General features: G+C 60.2%; 15 protein-coding genes. 1 reads left to right on the forward strand and 14 read right to left on the reverse strand.

The annotated features are described in order from the left end of the window. Nucleotides 1–14: 14 nt before the first annotated feature. From pqqE to A4R29_RS11980, 8 genes are all read right to left on the reverse strand, one after another. Complete coding sequence (gene pqqE, locus A4R29_RS11945; RefSeq protein WP_063171996.1) at nucleotides 15–1,136, reverse strand: pyrroloquinoline quinone biosynthesis protein PqqE; 1,122 nt, start codon at nucleotides 1,134–1,136, stop codon at nucleotides 15–17. Continuing rightward, nucleotides 1,133–1,429 carry a pyrroloquinoline quinone biosynthesis peptide chaperone PqqD gene (pqqD, locus tag A4R29_RS11950; RefSeq protein WP_013532077.1) on the reverse strand — a complete coding sequence of 99 codons (297 nt, stop codon included), beginning with the start codon at nucleotides 1,427–1,429 and terminating at the stop codon, nucleotides 1,133–1,135. The genes pqqE and pqqD overlap by 4 nt, the downstream gene beginning before the upstream one ends. Then, nucleotides 1,426–2,184, reverse strand: coding sequence for a pyrroloquinoline-quinone synthase PqqC (pqqC, locus tag A4R29_RS11955; protein ID WP_063171997.1), 759 nt, complete (start codon nucleotides 2,182–2,184; stop codon nucleotides 1,426–1,428). Before pqqC ends, pqqD begins: the two co-directional genes overlap by 4 nt. Further along, nucleotides 2,181–3,119 carry a pyrroloquinoline quinone biosynthesis protein PqqB gene (pqqB, locus tag A4R29_RS11960; protein ID WP_013532075.1) on the reverse strand — a complete coding sequence of 313 codons (939 nt, stop codon included), beginning with the start codon at nucleotides 3,117–3,119 and terminating at the stop codon, nucleotides 2,181–2,183. Before pqqB ends, pqqC begins: the two co-directional genes overlap by 4 nt. A gap of 415 nt (nucleotides 3,120–3,534) precedes the next feature. Beyond that, nucleotides 3,535–4,095, reverse strand: coding sequence for a PQQ-dependent catabolism-associated CXXCW motif protein (locus A4R29_RS11965; protein WP_063171998.1), 561 nt, complete (start codon nucleotides 4,093–4,095; stop codon nucleotides 3,535–3,537). Next, a complete protein-coding gene (locus tag A4R29_RS11970; protein ID WP_013532072.1) occupies nucleotides 4,092–4,985 on the reverse strand; it encodes a quinoprotein dehydrogenase-associated putative ABC transporter substrate-binding protein in 894 nt (297 codons plus the stop codon). Before A4R29_RS11970 ends, A4R29_RS11965 begins: the two co-directional genes overlap by 4 nt. Further along, nucleotides 4,957–5,481 (reverse strand): c-type cytochrome, methanol metabolism-related, encoded by a 525-nt coding sequence (locus A4R29_RS11975; protein ID WP_013532071.1) that lies wholly within the window; start codon nucleotides 5,479–5,481, stop codon nucleotides 4,957–4,959. The genes A4R29_RS11970 and A4R29_RS11975 overlap by 29 nt, the downstream gene beginning before the upstream one ends. Before the next feature lie 178 nt (nucleotides 5,482–5,659). Next, nucleotides 5,660–7,435, reverse strand: a complete 1,776-nt coding sequence (locus tag A4R29_RS11980) for a methanol/ethanol family PQQ-dependent dehydrogenase (RefSeq protein WP_128278335.1) — start codon at nucleotides 7,433–7,435, stop codon at nucleotides 5,660–5,662. 812 nt (nucleotides 7,436–8,247) lie between these two features. Between A4R29_RS11980 and A4R29_RS11985 the strand changes: the two genes are divergently transcribed. Next, on the forward strand, nucleotides 8,248–8,601 hold the full coding sequence (locus A4R29_RS11985) for a hypothetical protein (RefSeq protein WP_024504369.1): 354 nt from the start codon (nucleotides 8,248–8,250) through the stop codon (nucleotides 8,599–8,601). A 124-nt stretch (nucleotides 8,602–8,725) separates the two neighbouring features. Here the strand turns inward: A4R29_RS11985 and A4R29_RS11990 are convergent, their stop codons facing one another. The 6 genes from A4R29_RS11990 to A4R29_RS12015 all read right to left on the reverse strand — a co-directional run bounded on the left by A4R29_RS11990 (nucleotide 8,726) and on the right by A4R29_RS12015 (nucleotide 13,464). Further along, nucleotides 8,726–9,589 (reverse strand): quinoprotein dehydrogenase-associated SoxYZ-like carrier, encoded by an 864-nt coding sequence (locus tag A4R29_RS11990; RefSeq protein WP_063171999.1) that lies wholly within the window; start codon nucleotides 9,587–9,589, stop codon nucleotides 8,726–8,728. A 118-nt stretch (nucleotides 9,590–9,707) separates the two neighbouring features. Further along, nucleotides 9,708–10,670 (reverse strand): quinoprotein relay system zinc metallohydrolase 2, encoded by a 963-nt coding sequence (locus tag A4R29_RS11995; RefSeq protein WP_063172000.1) that lies wholly within the window; start codon nucleotides 10,668–10,670, stop codon nucleotides 9,708–9,710. A 34-nt stretch (nucleotides 10,671–10,704) separates the two neighbouring features. Beyond that, nucleotides 10,705–11,445 (reverse strand): ABC transporter ATP-binding protein, encoded by a 741-nt coding sequence (locus A4R29_RS12000; RefSeq protein ID WP_013532066.1) that lies wholly within the window; start codon nucleotides 11,443–11,445, stop codon nucleotides 10,705–10,707. Beyond that, complete coding sequence (locus tag A4R29_RS12005; RefSeq protein WP_063173656.1) at nucleotides 11,414–12,193, reverse strand: ABC transporter permease; 780 nt, start codon at nucleotides 12,191–12,193, stop codon at nucleotides 11,414–11,416. Before A4R29_RS12005 ends, A4R29_RS12000 begins: the two co-directional genes overlap by 32 nt. Before the next feature lie 41 nt (nucleotides 12,194–12,234). Next, nucleotides 12,235–13,221 (reverse strand): ABC transporter substrate-binding protein, encoded by a 987-nt coding sequence (locus tag A4R29_RS12010; protein ID WP_063172001.1) that lies wholly within the window; start codon nucleotides 13,219–13,221, stop codon nucleotides 12,235–12,237. Nucleotides 13,222–13,254: 33 nt separating this feature from the next. Further along, nucleotides 13,255–13,464: a hypothetical protein gene (locus A4R29_RS12015; RefSeq protein WP_013532063.1), complete on the reverse strand. Its 210-nt coding sequence runs from the start codon at nucleotides 13,462–13,464 to the stop codon at nucleotides 13,255–13,257. Nucleotides 13,465–13,466 lie beyond the last annotated feature (2 nt).

The following is a 13,466-nucleotide window of genomic DNA, read 5'->3' on the forward strand; positions in this document are numbered from 1 at the left end:
GCTTTCTCGCCAGGTCAGGCGGATTCGGTCACCGCACCGATCCGCCGGTAGACGAATGCTTCTTCTCTCGAAGGAACTGTGGCAATGCGCCTGGCTTCGTCGATCAGCATTGCCATGCGAGCATGGATCGGCGATTTCGCGCAAGCCGGGTCCGTTGCAGCGGCATCGCCGGCGATCGCCATCGCCTGGCAGCGGCAGCCGCCCCAGTCGATCTCGCGCCGCTCACAGCCGCGGCATGGCTCCTGCATCCAGTCCGTACCGCGAAAGGCATTGAACGCCGGGGAATCGGCCCAGATCGAGGACAGCCTGCGTGGTTCGAAACGCTCGAAGCTGAGCGACGGGATCGTCTGTGCGGCATGGCAGGGCAGTACGGTGCCGTCAGGCGTCACCATGAAGGCGTCCCGCGCCCAGCCGCCCATGCACGGCTTGGGATAGATCGCGAAATAGTCCGGCGTCACAAAATCGATGTTGATGATGCCGGCCAACCGCTCCTGTGCCTCCGCGACGATCTCCGCCTGCCTATCGACCGCTTCACGCTCCGGCATCAGTTGATCGCGATTGGTTAACGCCCAGCCGGCATATTGCACATTGGCGATCTCGAGCCTCTCCGCGCCCAACGAAAGGGCGAGATCGATGAATTCCGGCACCTCCTCGATGTTATGGCGATGGATCGGCGCGTTGATGGTTAGAGGCAGACCGGCCGCGCGCGCGCGGCGTGCCGTCTCCAGCTTCTTTTCGTGGGCACCCTTGTGGTTGCCGATGCGATCCGTGGTCGCCGGCCGCGCGCCCTGAAAGCTCAGTTGCAGATGGTCTAGACCGGCTTCGGCAAATGCCTCGATACGGCCCTCGACGATGCCAACGCCTGCGGTAATCAGATTGGTGTAGACGCCGCGCCCCGCAAGCCCGGCGATCAATTGCTCGAGGTCGCGGCGCAGTGTCGGCTCGCCACCGGACAGATGCACCTGGAGCACGCCGAGATCGGCGGCCTCCGAGAACAGGGCGAGCCAGGTCTCTGTGTCGAGTTCGCGATTGGCCTTGAGCAGTTCGAGCGGATTGGAGCAATAAGGGCATTGCAGCGGGCAGCGATGCGTCAGTTCCGCCAGCATGCCGATTGGAGGGAGGAGGGGCGTGCTCATAGCCTCACCAGCAGCTTGTCCGACCATTCCTGCAGGAAGGCGATGACGTCGGTCGCCACGGCCTCCTGTTCGGCCTCATAATCGGCGGCAAGGCCGGCAATGATGTCGCCGACCGTGGACCGTCCATCGCAGCGTCGCAATATGTCGAGACTGACATCGTTCGGCCAGAATATCTTTTCCGGTGAAAGCACGGCGAATGCCTGCCGCAAGGGATCGTATTGTATGCGCACGTGCTTCGGCAGCGAAGGTACCGATCGCAACGACACCACAGCTCTTTCGCGCAGCGCCATCATAGGGCTGCCTCGGGCTGGAAGGCGCCGGGCGGTATGTTTCCCCGCTCGCCATAGGCGTGTTGAAGCGCGTCAAGCATGGCCCAGAGTATATCGCATTTGAACACCAGTGCATCGATTGCCTGCTGCTGGCGCTCCGCCGTATCGGCGTGGCTGAGCACGTAGGCAAGGGCGAAGTCGGCGTCACGCGAGGCCTGTTCGGGCCGTTGCTTGAAATAGGCAAGCGTATCCTCGGTGATGTAGTCATATTTGGCCAGCATTGCCGGCACCCGCTGGCCGATGATGAGTGGCGAGAACATCTCGGTCAGCGAGGACGCGACCGCCTCGAACAGCGTCCGGTTTGTGCAAAAGGAAAGGTAAGCGCCCACCGCGAAGCGTGTCGCCGGCAGTGCCAGCCTTTCGCTCTTCACGGCCTCGGCGTCCAGGCCGAGCGAAGTTACCAGATGCAGCCAGCGCGCGATGCCGCCGCTCCAGCCGTCCTCGCCGTCATGATCCTCGATCCGCTTGCGCCACGCGGCACGAAACGCTGGATCCTCGGCATGTACGAGTATCATGGCATCCTTGCGTGGGATGACCGCCTGATAGCAATAGCGGTTCAGCGCCCAGGCCTTCATCTCGGCCTTCGACAACGCGCCGCTGGTCATCCTGTGGTGAAAGGGATGGCGATTGTGATAGCGCTCGGCGCCAACCTGCCTCAGCACGGCTTCGAGAGCGCTCGTGGAGAGTCCGCCTTTGGCTGCATCGCGGAAGTCGCTCAAAATTCCATCTCCATACCGTCGTTTGCGATTTCCCAGCCTGCCGCCTTGACCGCCGCGTGTTCGGCGGAACTCTCGTCAAGGATGGGGTTGGTGTTGTTGATGTGGACGAAGACGCGACGGCCGACCTTCACATTGGCCAAGCCTGCAATCGAACCCAATTCTCCCGAGATCGCCAGATGCCCCATGCGCGCGCCGGTTTTCTGACCGACGCCGGCGACGATCATCTCGTCGTCGGTGTAGACCGTGCCGTCGAACAAAAGACAGGCGGCATCGGTGAGACGCGCGCGTAGCCGCGCATCGATGCGCGCGCAGCCTGGGATATAGAAGACGGAGCCGCGGCTGCCGATGCCGGCAATTCGGACTCCGATCGTGTCACCTGCGTCGGAGCTGAAATTGGCATCTGGATGGTCTCTATCCTCCAGATAGAGTGCTATCTTCCCGGGCACGGCAAAGGGCTCGATCATTACGCCGGTATCGCGGCCTTCTGCGTCGCAGATGGCCAACTCTTTCGCCGGCGGCAGGATGCGCCGCGGCACAAGCGCTGGATCGAGAACGTTGAAAATCGAATTCGCCTCCAGCGTCGCCAGAACCTGCGCCGTTGCATAGATGGCGAAAGGCTGCCGCTCGCGCAGGCTGAGCAGTCCGGCGATATGATCGACGTCGGCATTGGTCAGCACCACAGCGCGAATAGGTGTCGAGCGCAGCGGCGCATCGCCCGCAGGTTGCAATTCAGGTGTTGCAGCGATTTGCTGGCGAATGTCGGGCGAGGCATTGAAAAGAACCCAGCCCAACCCGTCCGCCGAGGCGGCGACACTTGACTGGGTTCGTGGATGCACGCTTGCCATGCCGTTGCGAGCCGCACGACTGAGACGGTAGTTGCAGTTCCATTGCGGAAAGCCGCCGCCCGCCGCCGATCCGATGATCCTCAAATGCATGAAAATGCCCGCGCGCCGGCTTCTCTGACCTGCAGGCAATTTGCAGTCACAAACAACACTCCGCGCGCTTTGCGTGCGTCAAAATCGTTCACGAAAATACCATGCGGGGAGGGGATGCGCGCCCCTGTCGCCAGGGACGCGCACCTCTGCGGCCTACTTCTTGGGAGTAATTTCAGCAGGCAGATACCGTGAAATTTCGAAGCCAGCGGCAACCTGACACATGGTCGGTTTTTTCCAGTTCTTCTTCATGACATTTCTCCTCTTATACCAGCCCGAAGGGACCGATCCTGTCGTTAGCCAACCATTGCAGGGCACCGACGCAATGGCTCGTCCATCAAGTTTCAAAATGGACAAATGAAACAATAGGTTTTGAAAAATTGAAAACAAACTATCGAGAATAATTGCAGTCCTTATTTCAATTGTTCGTTGCGTAGGGTTTCTTCTCCTCCAGTGGAAGGTTTGCATCTTCCCACCCATCGGCGCCGAGCGGATACCAGATTACTGAACTGTAGCCCCACTGGACGGCCCGTTTCGCCGCATTCCACGACATCCAGCAATTCGTCATGCAGTAGAACAGAATCGCGCGCGACTTGTCCGTCCCGGCCTTGGCCGCGAGGCCTTGGCGAAAATAGCTGGCGGTCTCCTGCGAAATAGCGCCGTATCCCACATTGGCCAGCCATATGCTGCCTGGAATGTCCTTTCTGACCTTGTCTCTCCATATCGTCCCTGCCGGCAAATTGGCCGGTTTGGGCGTGTCCGGCATCACGTCGAAGAAGATCGCCTTTTTCGTTCGCCACAGCGCTTCCGCTTCCACCGTCGTCACCACCCTCGCGCCTTGCAGCGTCCGCGGTACCGGCGCCCGATAGTCGTCCATCCGGAAACCGCTGGGTTCGGCGATGTCGCCAGCCCATGTCGGCTCGGCCAGACCCAGAAGGCTCGCGGCGACCAGCACGAAAATAGTCTCCCTTCCATTCATTGGGTAATCAGGTTGTCGTGTTCGTCGATCAGCGGGACGTTGTAGCTCAGCAGGATCCTGGTGATCTCCGCCTGGTTTTCCCTGATCACCCGGTTGAGCGTCCGCTTCCATTCCTGGTCCGATGGACGTACGCCCATGGTGATGCGGTAAGACATGCGCGAGCCGGTTTTTTCCTTCACCAGTGGAACGATCGTCACATCAGCTCCGAGTTCCTTGGCGTAGTAACCTGCCATCGGTCCCCACAGCACCGCCGCATCGATCTTGTGTGCCAGCATGTCCTTGATCATGACCTCCCCCATTGATGGGGTGACGCGCGTATCCACCGCAAGCGGATAGATCTTGGCGGTCCGCAGAAGCTTGTTGGCGGCCATGTTGGCGGTTGGCGGCGTGCTTTCAACGACGCCGATCGTTTTGCCTGTGAGTCTGGGATCCTCGATCGTTTCCACGCCTTCCATATCGTGGCTTTTCGGATGCACCAGCACATAGGCGGAGCGATAGTAGGCGTTGGTGTTCTGCACCAGCTCATCGCCTTGAGCATAGCCCATGATGATGTCGCATCGGTTGGCCCCCAACGTATTGCGCACGAAGCCGGTGATCGTGGGAAACCAGGTGTAGGAGACGGACTTGCGCCCGGTTTTCGCGGCAACCAGTTCGGCCAGCTTGTTTTCGAAGCCTTCGCCGCTCTTGTCGGTGAAGGGCATATTCGAGGGATCGGCGCAGACGCGCAGAATGTCAGGGTCGACCAGTTCTCCCGCCGCGCCAAGGCCGGCGCTTTGCGCATGCGCGTTCGACGGCAGCAAGGCGAGTGTGCCGAGGATCGGCAGAACGACGCGCAGCTTCAATGCATCGCGGCCGATCATGTCATCCACCCATGCAGGATGCTTCGGCATCCTTCGCCGCCTGGGCCTTGTCTTCGTGCTTGGGCGGCCTTCCGCGGGGCGCCGCGCCATCCGCGCGCGCGCGCAGATAGACGTAGAGATCGTCCAGGTAGCAATAGACGTTCTTGTTGTCGCCAAAGGCAGGCATGACGTTTTCCTTGCCGCCGCCGACATTCTTGCGGCCTTCGGCGACGATCGAGAGGAATGTCGCGTAATCCATGGTTTTCAGGCTGTTGACCAAAGCCGGCGCATAGCTCGAACCTGTCGCGTCCTGTCCGTGGCAGACATGGCAATCGGAATGATACCGGCGGTAGCCGCTGAACGTGTACCAATCGACGGTTCCGTTTTCGATCTTGTAGGTCGGATTTCCATCCGCATCCAAATACTTGCCGCCTTCTTCCTTTACCGCCTTGGCTTTTTCCATGCTGTCGTCGGCCCGGGCGAGGCTCGAGCTTGCCAGAGGCAGCAGAGCCAGGACGAAAGCCGAAATTACAATGCGAACGGACATTCAAACGCTTCCTTCATTTGCCAATGGACACGGTTTTGCTGTCGCGACCGGCATTGATCGGTGTTTTTGGGTGCGTAACCGAATCGAGAGCCCGGCCATGGCTTCCGGATGTCCGGGCTCTCGTTCTTCAAGCCTTTGGTCTCACAAGACCTGAGGCATGCTCAAGGTTCCCAGCGCATCAATCCGGGAGACCGAAGACGGTGAGCTGACCGCCCAGCGTCGTGTAGTCGGCAAGTGCCGCGTAGCCGCCGACGGCACCCAGGCCAGCTGTACCAACGACAGCGGCTTGGTCGCCTTGCGCGCGGCCCTGATCGACGGCGCCATGCCAGGCAGCGGCGTTGTCAGGCGAAAGCAGGCCGCCTGCCAGGCCGATACCAGCCCATCCACCGACGCCCGACAGAACGGCGATATACTGCTTGCCGCCCTGCTCGTAGGTCGTGATGTTGCCGATGATGCCGGACGGGGTCTTGAACTTGTAGAGTTCCTTACCGTCCTTATCGACCGCCTTGATGTAGCCTTCGAGTGTACCATAGAAGACGACGTCGCCATCTGTCGCCAACGCGCCCGACCACACCGAGAACTGCTCGGGCTTCGACCAGACGATCTCGCCCTTGGCCGCATCCCAGGCAATGAAGTTGCCCATGTTGCCGTCGCCGCCAGGTGCGGGATACATCGACACGGTGGCGCCAACATAAGGCTGACCGGCGGTGTAGCTCACCTTGTAAGGCTCATAGTCCATGCAGACATGGTTGGTCGGGACATAGAACAGCCCGGTCTTCGGCGAATAGGCCGCAGGCTGCTGGTCCTTCGTTCCAAGCGCCGCCGGGCAGATGCCCGTCGAGTTGGTGTCTTCGCCGTTCTGCTGGGTCGAATATTTCGCCACGACCTGCGGGCGACCATACTGTTCGCTCTTGGGGTCCATGACGACTTCGGTCGCCCAGTTCACGGCCGGATCGTATTTCTTGGCGACGAGAAGATCGCCGGTGGCGCGATCCATGGTGTAGGCAAAACCATTGCGATCGAAATGCACCAGCACGTCGTGCTTGGCGCCGTTGACCTCCATGCCATCGACGAGGATCATCTCGTTGATGCCGTCATAGTCCCATTCGTCATGCGGGGTCATCTGGTAGAGCCATTTGGCAACACCAGTATCCGCATCGCGGGCCATGATCGTCATCGACCAGCGATTGTCGCCGGGGCGTTGGACCGGGTTCCACGTCGAGGGATTGCCGGTGCCATAGTAGACCAGGTTCAGCTTGGGATCATAGGAATACCATCCCCATGTCGTGCCGCCGCCGGTCTTCCACTGCTCGCCTTCCCAGGTGTTCGTGCCGGAATCCTTGCCAACCGGCTTGCCGAGTTGCGTAGTCTTCTCGGGATCGATCAGGGTGTCTGCGTCCGGACCTTCCGAATAGGCTTTCCAGGCGAGTTTGCCATCTTTCAGATTGTAGGCGGCCAGCCAGCCGCGAACGCCGAATTCGGCGCCGGAGACGCCGATGAGCACCTTGTCCTTGACGACGACGGGGGCAGCCGTACCGGATTCGCCTTTGCCGCCATCGGTCTGGTCGCCGTTCTTGACCGACCAGACGACCTTGCCAGTCTTCGCGTCCAGGGCGACGACCGTGGTGTCGGCCTGATTGAGAATGATCTTGCCGTCACCATAGGCAACGCCACGATTGACCGTATCGCAACACATGATCGGAATGACGTTGGGATCCTGCTTGGGTTCGTACTTCCAAAGGATCTTCCCGTCATTCTTGAGATCGAGCGCAAAGACATTGTTCGGGAAAGGCGTGTGGACATACATCACATCGCCGATGATAAGCGGTCCACCCTCGTGGCCTCGTAGCACGCCGGTGGAAAAGGTCCACTTGACCTGCAGGTTCTTCACATTGTCCGCAGTAATCTGGTTGAGTTTGGAATAGCGGGTGTTGGCGTAGTCACCCGTCTGCATTGCCCAGTTCTTCGAATCCGAAGCCAGCTTTGCAAGGTCCTCATTAGCCGACGCCGTATAGGCCGCGCCGAGCGACAGAAACGCCGCAGTGGTTAGAATATAGGTAGCTTTCGTAAGTACACGCATCCGAATTCCTCCCGAGGTTCATAGTGATGAATCATTTGCTGAGCCCACAAGGGCTTGCCCAAGCGATTCACGGGGGGGAAATATTTCCGGCAGCGTGTCACGACCTAAGCCAGATGTGCAGAGGGCACCGTTACTGCCCACCTCACCTTGGCCTACGAAAGACTGTCGCCGCTCCCTAATGACGGTGACGCCCTTGAAGCCGGAAACAGGGTGAGGCTATGTCATCGTAAAAGGCTAGGCAAGCAAAAAAGCCTGCTGGTGTTTTTGCACCGCAATATCGTAAATGATGCGGTGCAATATAAGAAAATAAGCAGGACGGTATTTGTTAGATAAAGTATTTATGACCGCGAAATAACGATGGGGCGCATAAAATTTAGTTATTTTTTGATTTTTACATTTCGCCTAAGCGTTGATTTTATTTGGAGGTATTCGCTTCGATGTCTCGGCATGGTCATGCGCGTGCTCCATTGGGAATCGATAGTGGGCCAAGCATGAGATGATCGTTGGAGTCGGGGCGTGGAGCAGGCCACGGAGCCGCCATGCGGAACCACGGTCGACAAGCCCCGCATTCCTCCTTTGGTCGCATACGGAAGCCATGGGCGCTTGACTGACTCTGCTGCACGTTGCCAACTGCCACGGTGATCCCGACTGGGCGCATCGCGCTTAGGCTAACCGGAGGTTTTCCCGTGATCAGATATGTTGGATTTTCGACTTTGCCGCTGCTCCTTGCCGCGCCGCTGGCCTTCGCAAACCCCGCGGGCGCCGCGGGTGATTACCCGACAGCAACGATCGCCGACTACGTGCTCGGCTGCATGCAGACGAACGGCCAGACACGTCAGGCGCTGGAAAGCTGTTCTTGCTCGATCGACGTCATCGCCTCGATCCTTCCCTACGACCACTATGAGAGAGCCGAGACTTTCAAGAGCATGTCTTTGACCACAGGCGAAAGCGCGGGGCTGTTTCGCGAAAGCGCACCGGCGAAGGCAGCCCGTACCGAATTGAAGCGCGCGCAGTCGGAAGCCGACGTGCGCTGCTTTTAGAGCCTGCTCCATCCGGAAACCGGATGGAGCTCCGTCCTCTGCCTGGGCATGATCTTCCCGAACGAGCTCCATTTTCGGGATCAAGTGGCAAGCACCCGGCAGTCCAGCGCAAGATATCGAGACTTCAGAGTCCCGCTGTCTCGAGCGGCCACTGATTGCGAAATGTTTTGCCGTCCGTATCGATCGCTTCAACCTGGATTTCGCCGTTGCCGTGCACGGTGAAATCGAATCGGAAGTTGGGGTCTTCCGAAATCGATATTCCACCTTCCATGGAGAGGATCGGCCGGCCGGCTTGGGAGATCGACAGTTTCTGGACAAAATGCGCCGGTATAAAATATTGGGTCAGCGGATCCCGCTGCAGCCCCGAATTGTTAGGGTGCCGGATCATCAACTGCAGTTCCTCGGTCTTGGTCATCGTCTCTTTGGGCGGGAACTGGCGCAGCTTCATCTGACCCATTGTCGCGTTGGCCTCGTCCTGGTTCTTGACCGCAGGGGCGGAGCAGCCACCTGACGCCTTGACGAAGGTCTGTACCATATGGAGTTGACCACCCTGCGTCTCAGCGATGGCACGCAGATAGGAATAGTCGTTGACGCGCACGCGCGTCGACAGATGCGTCACGCCGGCATCCTTGCCGAGCTGGAACGTTGCCGCCACCGGTGCAGGGTTCGCGTCGATGATCAAGGTAACGGATTTGATGCCGTCTGGCGCCTTGGCTGGATCGAGATAGATGTCGACGGGCACGATGGCGGCATCCTGCGCCCGCTTCGGTGCTTCGATCCTGACGACGCCGGTATCGACCAGAATTGCCCGATCGCCGAACACGTCGCCCTTCAAGTCATGCCAGATTCTATCCGAAGACGCGGTTGTTTGCTGTGCGTTGGCGGCTCCCGAGGAGCCGAGCAACGTGCCGATGGTCAAGATGATCGCGGCGAAAACGGATGCGAGCGGCAAGGCGAGCTGCCGGCTCGAGTAAGCTTGATTTTGCATTTCGATGCCTCCACCAATGCAAGAGAGGTGGTGCCCAGGCTGGCGTTGAGGATAAGCCTTTGGCGACGCCTTGGCAAATCGCCGTGCTTTGCGGCCGCCTAGCGCATGTCGGCGTCGTCTATTCCCATTCGAGTTCGGCAAATGCGGCCGTTGCGTTGCGCTCGTTGTAATCGTCGAACAGGTGCCAATTGTCCCGTTCGCTTCCGCCTGCGGTTTTGACTGCTTCGCGCAGCGGCGTTCCGTCGGCGATCGCCTTGCGGATATCGCGCGCCAGAACCTCGAAATAGCGTCGCTCCCCCGCCAGTGCCTGTGGCCAGTCGGCCGTTACAGGACCATGACCTGGAACGACGCGCGCGGCGTCGATCGCGGTGAGTGCATCCATCTGGCGGAGCCATCCAAGCAGTGATCCGTCGAGCGTCGGCAAGGAGCCCATGAACACCAGATCGCCGGCAAAGAGCGTTCTGGTCGTGGTATCGAATACGGTCAGGTCGTTGTCGGTGTGCGCCGCCTTCCATGCCCGCAGTTCGATCGTGCGCCCGCCGAGGTCGAGTTGCAGGTGATCGTCGACCAGCCTGGTCGGCGACACGATCTCGACCCCCTCCATCAGCGCCTCGCCAAGCTGTTCGCGATAGTTGTGCAGATAGAACGCGCCACGCGCGTCGAGGGCGCGCGGCAGATTGCGGTGACCGACGATGGTCGCGCCGATCTCCCGGAATGCCGCATTGCCGAAGATGTGGTCGGGGTGCATGTGGGTGTTGACCAGGAAGCGAATCGGCTTTGCGGTTACCTTTCCGATCGCGGCGAGAAAGGCGTGCGCCTCGATCAGGCTGCCACCGCTGTCGATGACGGCAACCGCATCGGTACCGATGACGGCGCCCAGATTGCAGATCGCACCGTCGTTGGCGGCGGTCATCAATTCATCCGTGCCCTGGAAGGCGAAGACGCCGTCGGAGATCTGCCTGAGCGAGAATCCCAGGTTGCCAGCCGCGGCTCGTCCGAGGCAGCACGGCATCAAGGCGGCGCTGGCGGCGGTACAGGCGAAGCCACGCACAAGCCTGCGTCTTAGCCGATCGATCGACATGAAGGCCTCCGATATGCATTTCACCTGCAGGCGATCAGGTGACGTCCGGAAATCTATGATGGAACGACCGCAGAAGGTCGCTCATCACCTGCGAATTGCGATGTTGCCGTGGCAACCGTACGTCGAACACGCCGAGCACATGGGTTGGCCGCGGCGCGAGCACGATGATGCGGTCCGAGAGCATCAGTGCCTCGCGTAGATTGTGGGTCACCATCAAGGCGGTCGTGGGCCGTGCCGACCACACGGTCAAAAGCAGATGCCGAAGCCGCTCGGCGGTCTGTTCGTCGAGCGAGACAAAGGGTTCGTCCAGGAAAAGCACCGCCGGCTCCGTGGCGAAAGCCCTGGCAAGTGCTGCCCTGCGCGCAAGGCCGAGCGACAGTTCGGCAGGATAGAGCGAGCGCATGGCCGCGAGGCCGAGCGTGTCGAACAGCCCGTCGAGATTTTTCGCCCTCAAGCTTTTCGGCAACGCCAGCCTGACATTCTGCTCCACCGTTCGCCACGGCAGCAGGGTCGGTTCCTGGAATACTGCGGCGATGCGGTTCGAACCTCCTTGCGGCAACTGGAAGGAGCCGGAAAAGTCTTTGTCCAAGCCAAGCAGGATACGCAGCGTCGTGGTCTTGCCGCAGCCCGACGGTCCAAGCAAGCAGGCGAATTCGCCTTGCCGGACCTCGAAGGAAAGGTCCTGAAGCGCCGTGATCGAGACGCCTCGCGCGGACCTGAAGGTCTTTTCGGCGATGTCGACCTTAAGCGGGACGACGGCGCCAACGGGTTGCATGTCGTTCAACGGGCTGCACCAGGAGAAGTTCAATGACAAGCATCACCGCCACGAAAGCCAGCGTGTAGGCAAGAATGGCGGCGACATCGAAAAGCTGGAAATAGAGATGGATCTGGAAGCCGACACCGTTCGAGCGGCCGAGCAGTTCGACGACCAGGACGATCTTCCAGATGAGGGCGATGCCGGATCGCGACGCAGCGGCAAGATAGGGCTGCAATTGCGGCAGCAGGATATGGCGGATGCGATCAAGGCGGCCGAAGCGATAGACGGTGGCCATCTCGGCATAACTTGGATCAAGCGTCCTGGCGCCTTCACGCATCGTCACCACGACATTCGGGATCTTGTTCACCGCCACCGCGCCGATCGCCGCCGCCTCGTTGAGGCCGAACCAGATGTAGCCGAGGACGATGACCACCAGCGCCGGGATGTTGAGGAACAGAATCACCCACGGGTTGAAAAAACGATCGACGCGACGATAGCTGCCGAGCAAAACGCCGATGACGGATCCGATGATCATTGCGACGATATATGCTGCGGCGACCCGGCCGAGGGTCACGCCGAGATGGTAAAAGAGGTCGCCGCTCGCAGCCTCCCTGAGAAGCACCTGCCAGACCTGCCCAGGTCTTGGAAAGGCACGGCTTGGCCAGACGCCTGCCGCAAGGTTCCACAGCAGGCAAAGCCCGAGCAGGGAAACCGCTACGGTCAGCGCGGGCGCCAGTGCCGTCGCCAGGCTGCGTCGGCCGGACATGCTCGGCGGGGCATCACGCGTGCCGTCGGTTTCCGATGCGGTCATTTCCAGGGTTCCTGCCAGAATGTGCCGGGCGCCATCTCCGGCGCGCTGCCGACCAGCTTCGCGCCGCCGATCGCCGCCAGCACATGGTATAGCCTGCCGGCGTCAGCCGCTTCCTCGGCGACCGACCGTCTGGGAATGCCCTGACGATAGCGATCGCGCAGTTTTTCCAGTTCCTTGCCTTCCGCGCGAATGATCGGCGCCAGGCGCAGCCATTCGTCATCGGATCTGGCCAGCAAGTCCTTGGCTTGCGCGGACGCCCTCACGAACCCCCTGACGGCATCGGGGTTCTCGTTCGCCCATTGCTCATGGAAGACGTAACCGAGCGCCGACACGGGTCCCAGAGCCCCAAGCGTCTTTGCCGCGTCATTCACGCCGATCAATCGACGGAAGCCATTGGCCTCGAGACGGGCGCAAAAATGCCAGAAATTCAGCACTGCATCGAGTTCGTCCTGTATCGCCTTTTCCGAAATCAGCGGCGGCGCGCCAAAGACGATGTCGCTGGTTGCCGACAGGTCGACGCCGAGATCGCGTCTGGTCAGCGCTTGTATCAGCAGCCAACTCTTGTCGAGCGGGCCGCCGGCGACGCCGATCTTCTTGTCCTTGAGATCGGCGACCGTCCGGATCGGTGAACCCTCCTTCACCATGATCGCGCCCACGGCGGTGGAATAGGGGAACAATGTGAGGTCGCCGCCTTCGGAGCGCTGGCGCGAGACCCACAGCCAGTCGGAGACGATCATGTCGATCGCGCCAGCCTGCATCGCGACGTTGGTTGCATCCTCGCCGGCGAAGTCGATGATCTCCAGATCGATCCCGTTCGCGGCATCGAACTTGTGCTGCCGTAGCGTATCGAGTTCCCAACTCACGGTTCCAAACTTCAGCACACCGAGGCGAATCCTGGCTGCCGCAACGGCTGGCCTGGTAGCAAGAACAGCGGCTGTCCCGAGAACCGCCAGACGCAACGTCATGCGCCGTGAAACCTTCATGACACCTCCTCCCCAGGGTTCCGCGCTGCCAAATCAGATGGCTCGTTCCTTGCTCGGAAATGCGCATTTCCAGCGCATGACCTTGAGGGTCGGGTGTTCTTGAGACCATTTCGCGATTTCGCTGGGGGCAAGGAACATGCATTGGAACAGGGTGCCGCGGCTCTCGAAATAGAGATGTTCGTCTCGGCAATTGCTCGGATTAGCGCTGAGGCAAACCGTCAATATGAGATCGACCATGTCCATTC

Origin of the sequence: Mesorhizobium ciceri biovar biserrulae, assembly GCF_001618845.1 — a bacterium.
Classification (GTDB): domain Bacteria; phylum Pseudomonadota; class Alphaproteobacteria; order Rhizobiales; family Rhizobiaceae; genus Mesorhizobium; species Mesorhizobium ciceri.

What these genes read in the sequence shown, in the direction of transcription:
- pqqE (WP_063171996.1), bottom strand. Translation starts at nt 1,136, where the DNA reads ATGAGCACGCCCCTCCTCCCTCCAATCGGCATGCTGGCGGAACTGACG.
- pqqD (WP_013532077.1), bottom strand. Translation starts at nt 1,429, where the DNA reads ATGATGGCGCTGCGCGAAAGAGCTGTGGTGTCGTTGCGATCGGTACCT.
- pqqB (WP_013532075.1), bottom strand. Translation starts at nt 3,119, where the DNA reads ATGCATTTGAGGATCATCGGATCGGCGGCGGGCGGCGGCTTTCCGCAA.
- A4R29_RS11965 (WP_063171998.1), bottom strand. Translation starts at nt 4,095, where the DNA reads ATGAATGGAAGGGAGACTATTTTCGTGCTGGTCGCCGCGAGCCTTCTG.
- A4R29_RS11970 (WP_013532072.1), bottom strand. Translation starts at nt 4,985, where the DNA reads ATGCCGAAGCATCCTGCATGGGTGGATGACATGATCGGCCGCGATGCA.
- A4R29_RS11975 (WP_013532071.1), bottom strand. Translation starts at nt 5,481, where the DNA reads ATGTCCGTTCGCATTGTAATTTCGGCTTTCGTCCTGGCTCTGCTGCCT.
- A4R29_RS11980 (WP_128278335.1), bottom strand. Translation starts at nt 7,435, where the DNA reads ATGCAGACGGGTGACTACGCCAACACCCGCTATTCCAAACTCAACCAG.
- A4R29_RS11990 (WP_063171999.1), bottom strand. Translation starts at nt 9,589, where the DNA reads ATGCAAAATCAAGCTTACTCGAGCCGGCAGCTCGCCTTGCCGCTCGCA.
- A4R29_RS11995 (WP_063172000.1), bottom strand. Translation starts at nt 10,670, where the DNA reads ATGTCGATCGATCGGCTAAGACGCAGGCTTGTGCGTGGCTTCGCCTGT.
- A4R29_RS12000 (WP_013532066.1), bottom strand. Translation starts at nt 11,445, where the DNA reads ATGCAACCCGTTGGCGCCGTCGTCCCGCTTAAGGTCGACATCGCCGAA.
- A4R29_RS12005 (WP_063173656.1), bottom strand. Translation starts at nt 12,193, where the DNA reads ATGTCCGGCCGACGCAGCCTGGCGACGGCACTGGCGCCCGCGCTGACC.
- A4R29_RS12010 (WP_063172001.1), bottom strand. Translation starts at nt 13,221, where the DNA reads ATGAAGGTTTCACGGCGCATGACGTTGCGTCTGGCGGTTCTCGGGACA.
- A4R29_RS12015 (WP_013532063.1), bottom strand. Translation starts at nt 13,464, where the DNA reads ATGGACATGGTCGATCTCATATTGACGGTTTGCCTCAGCGCTAATCCG.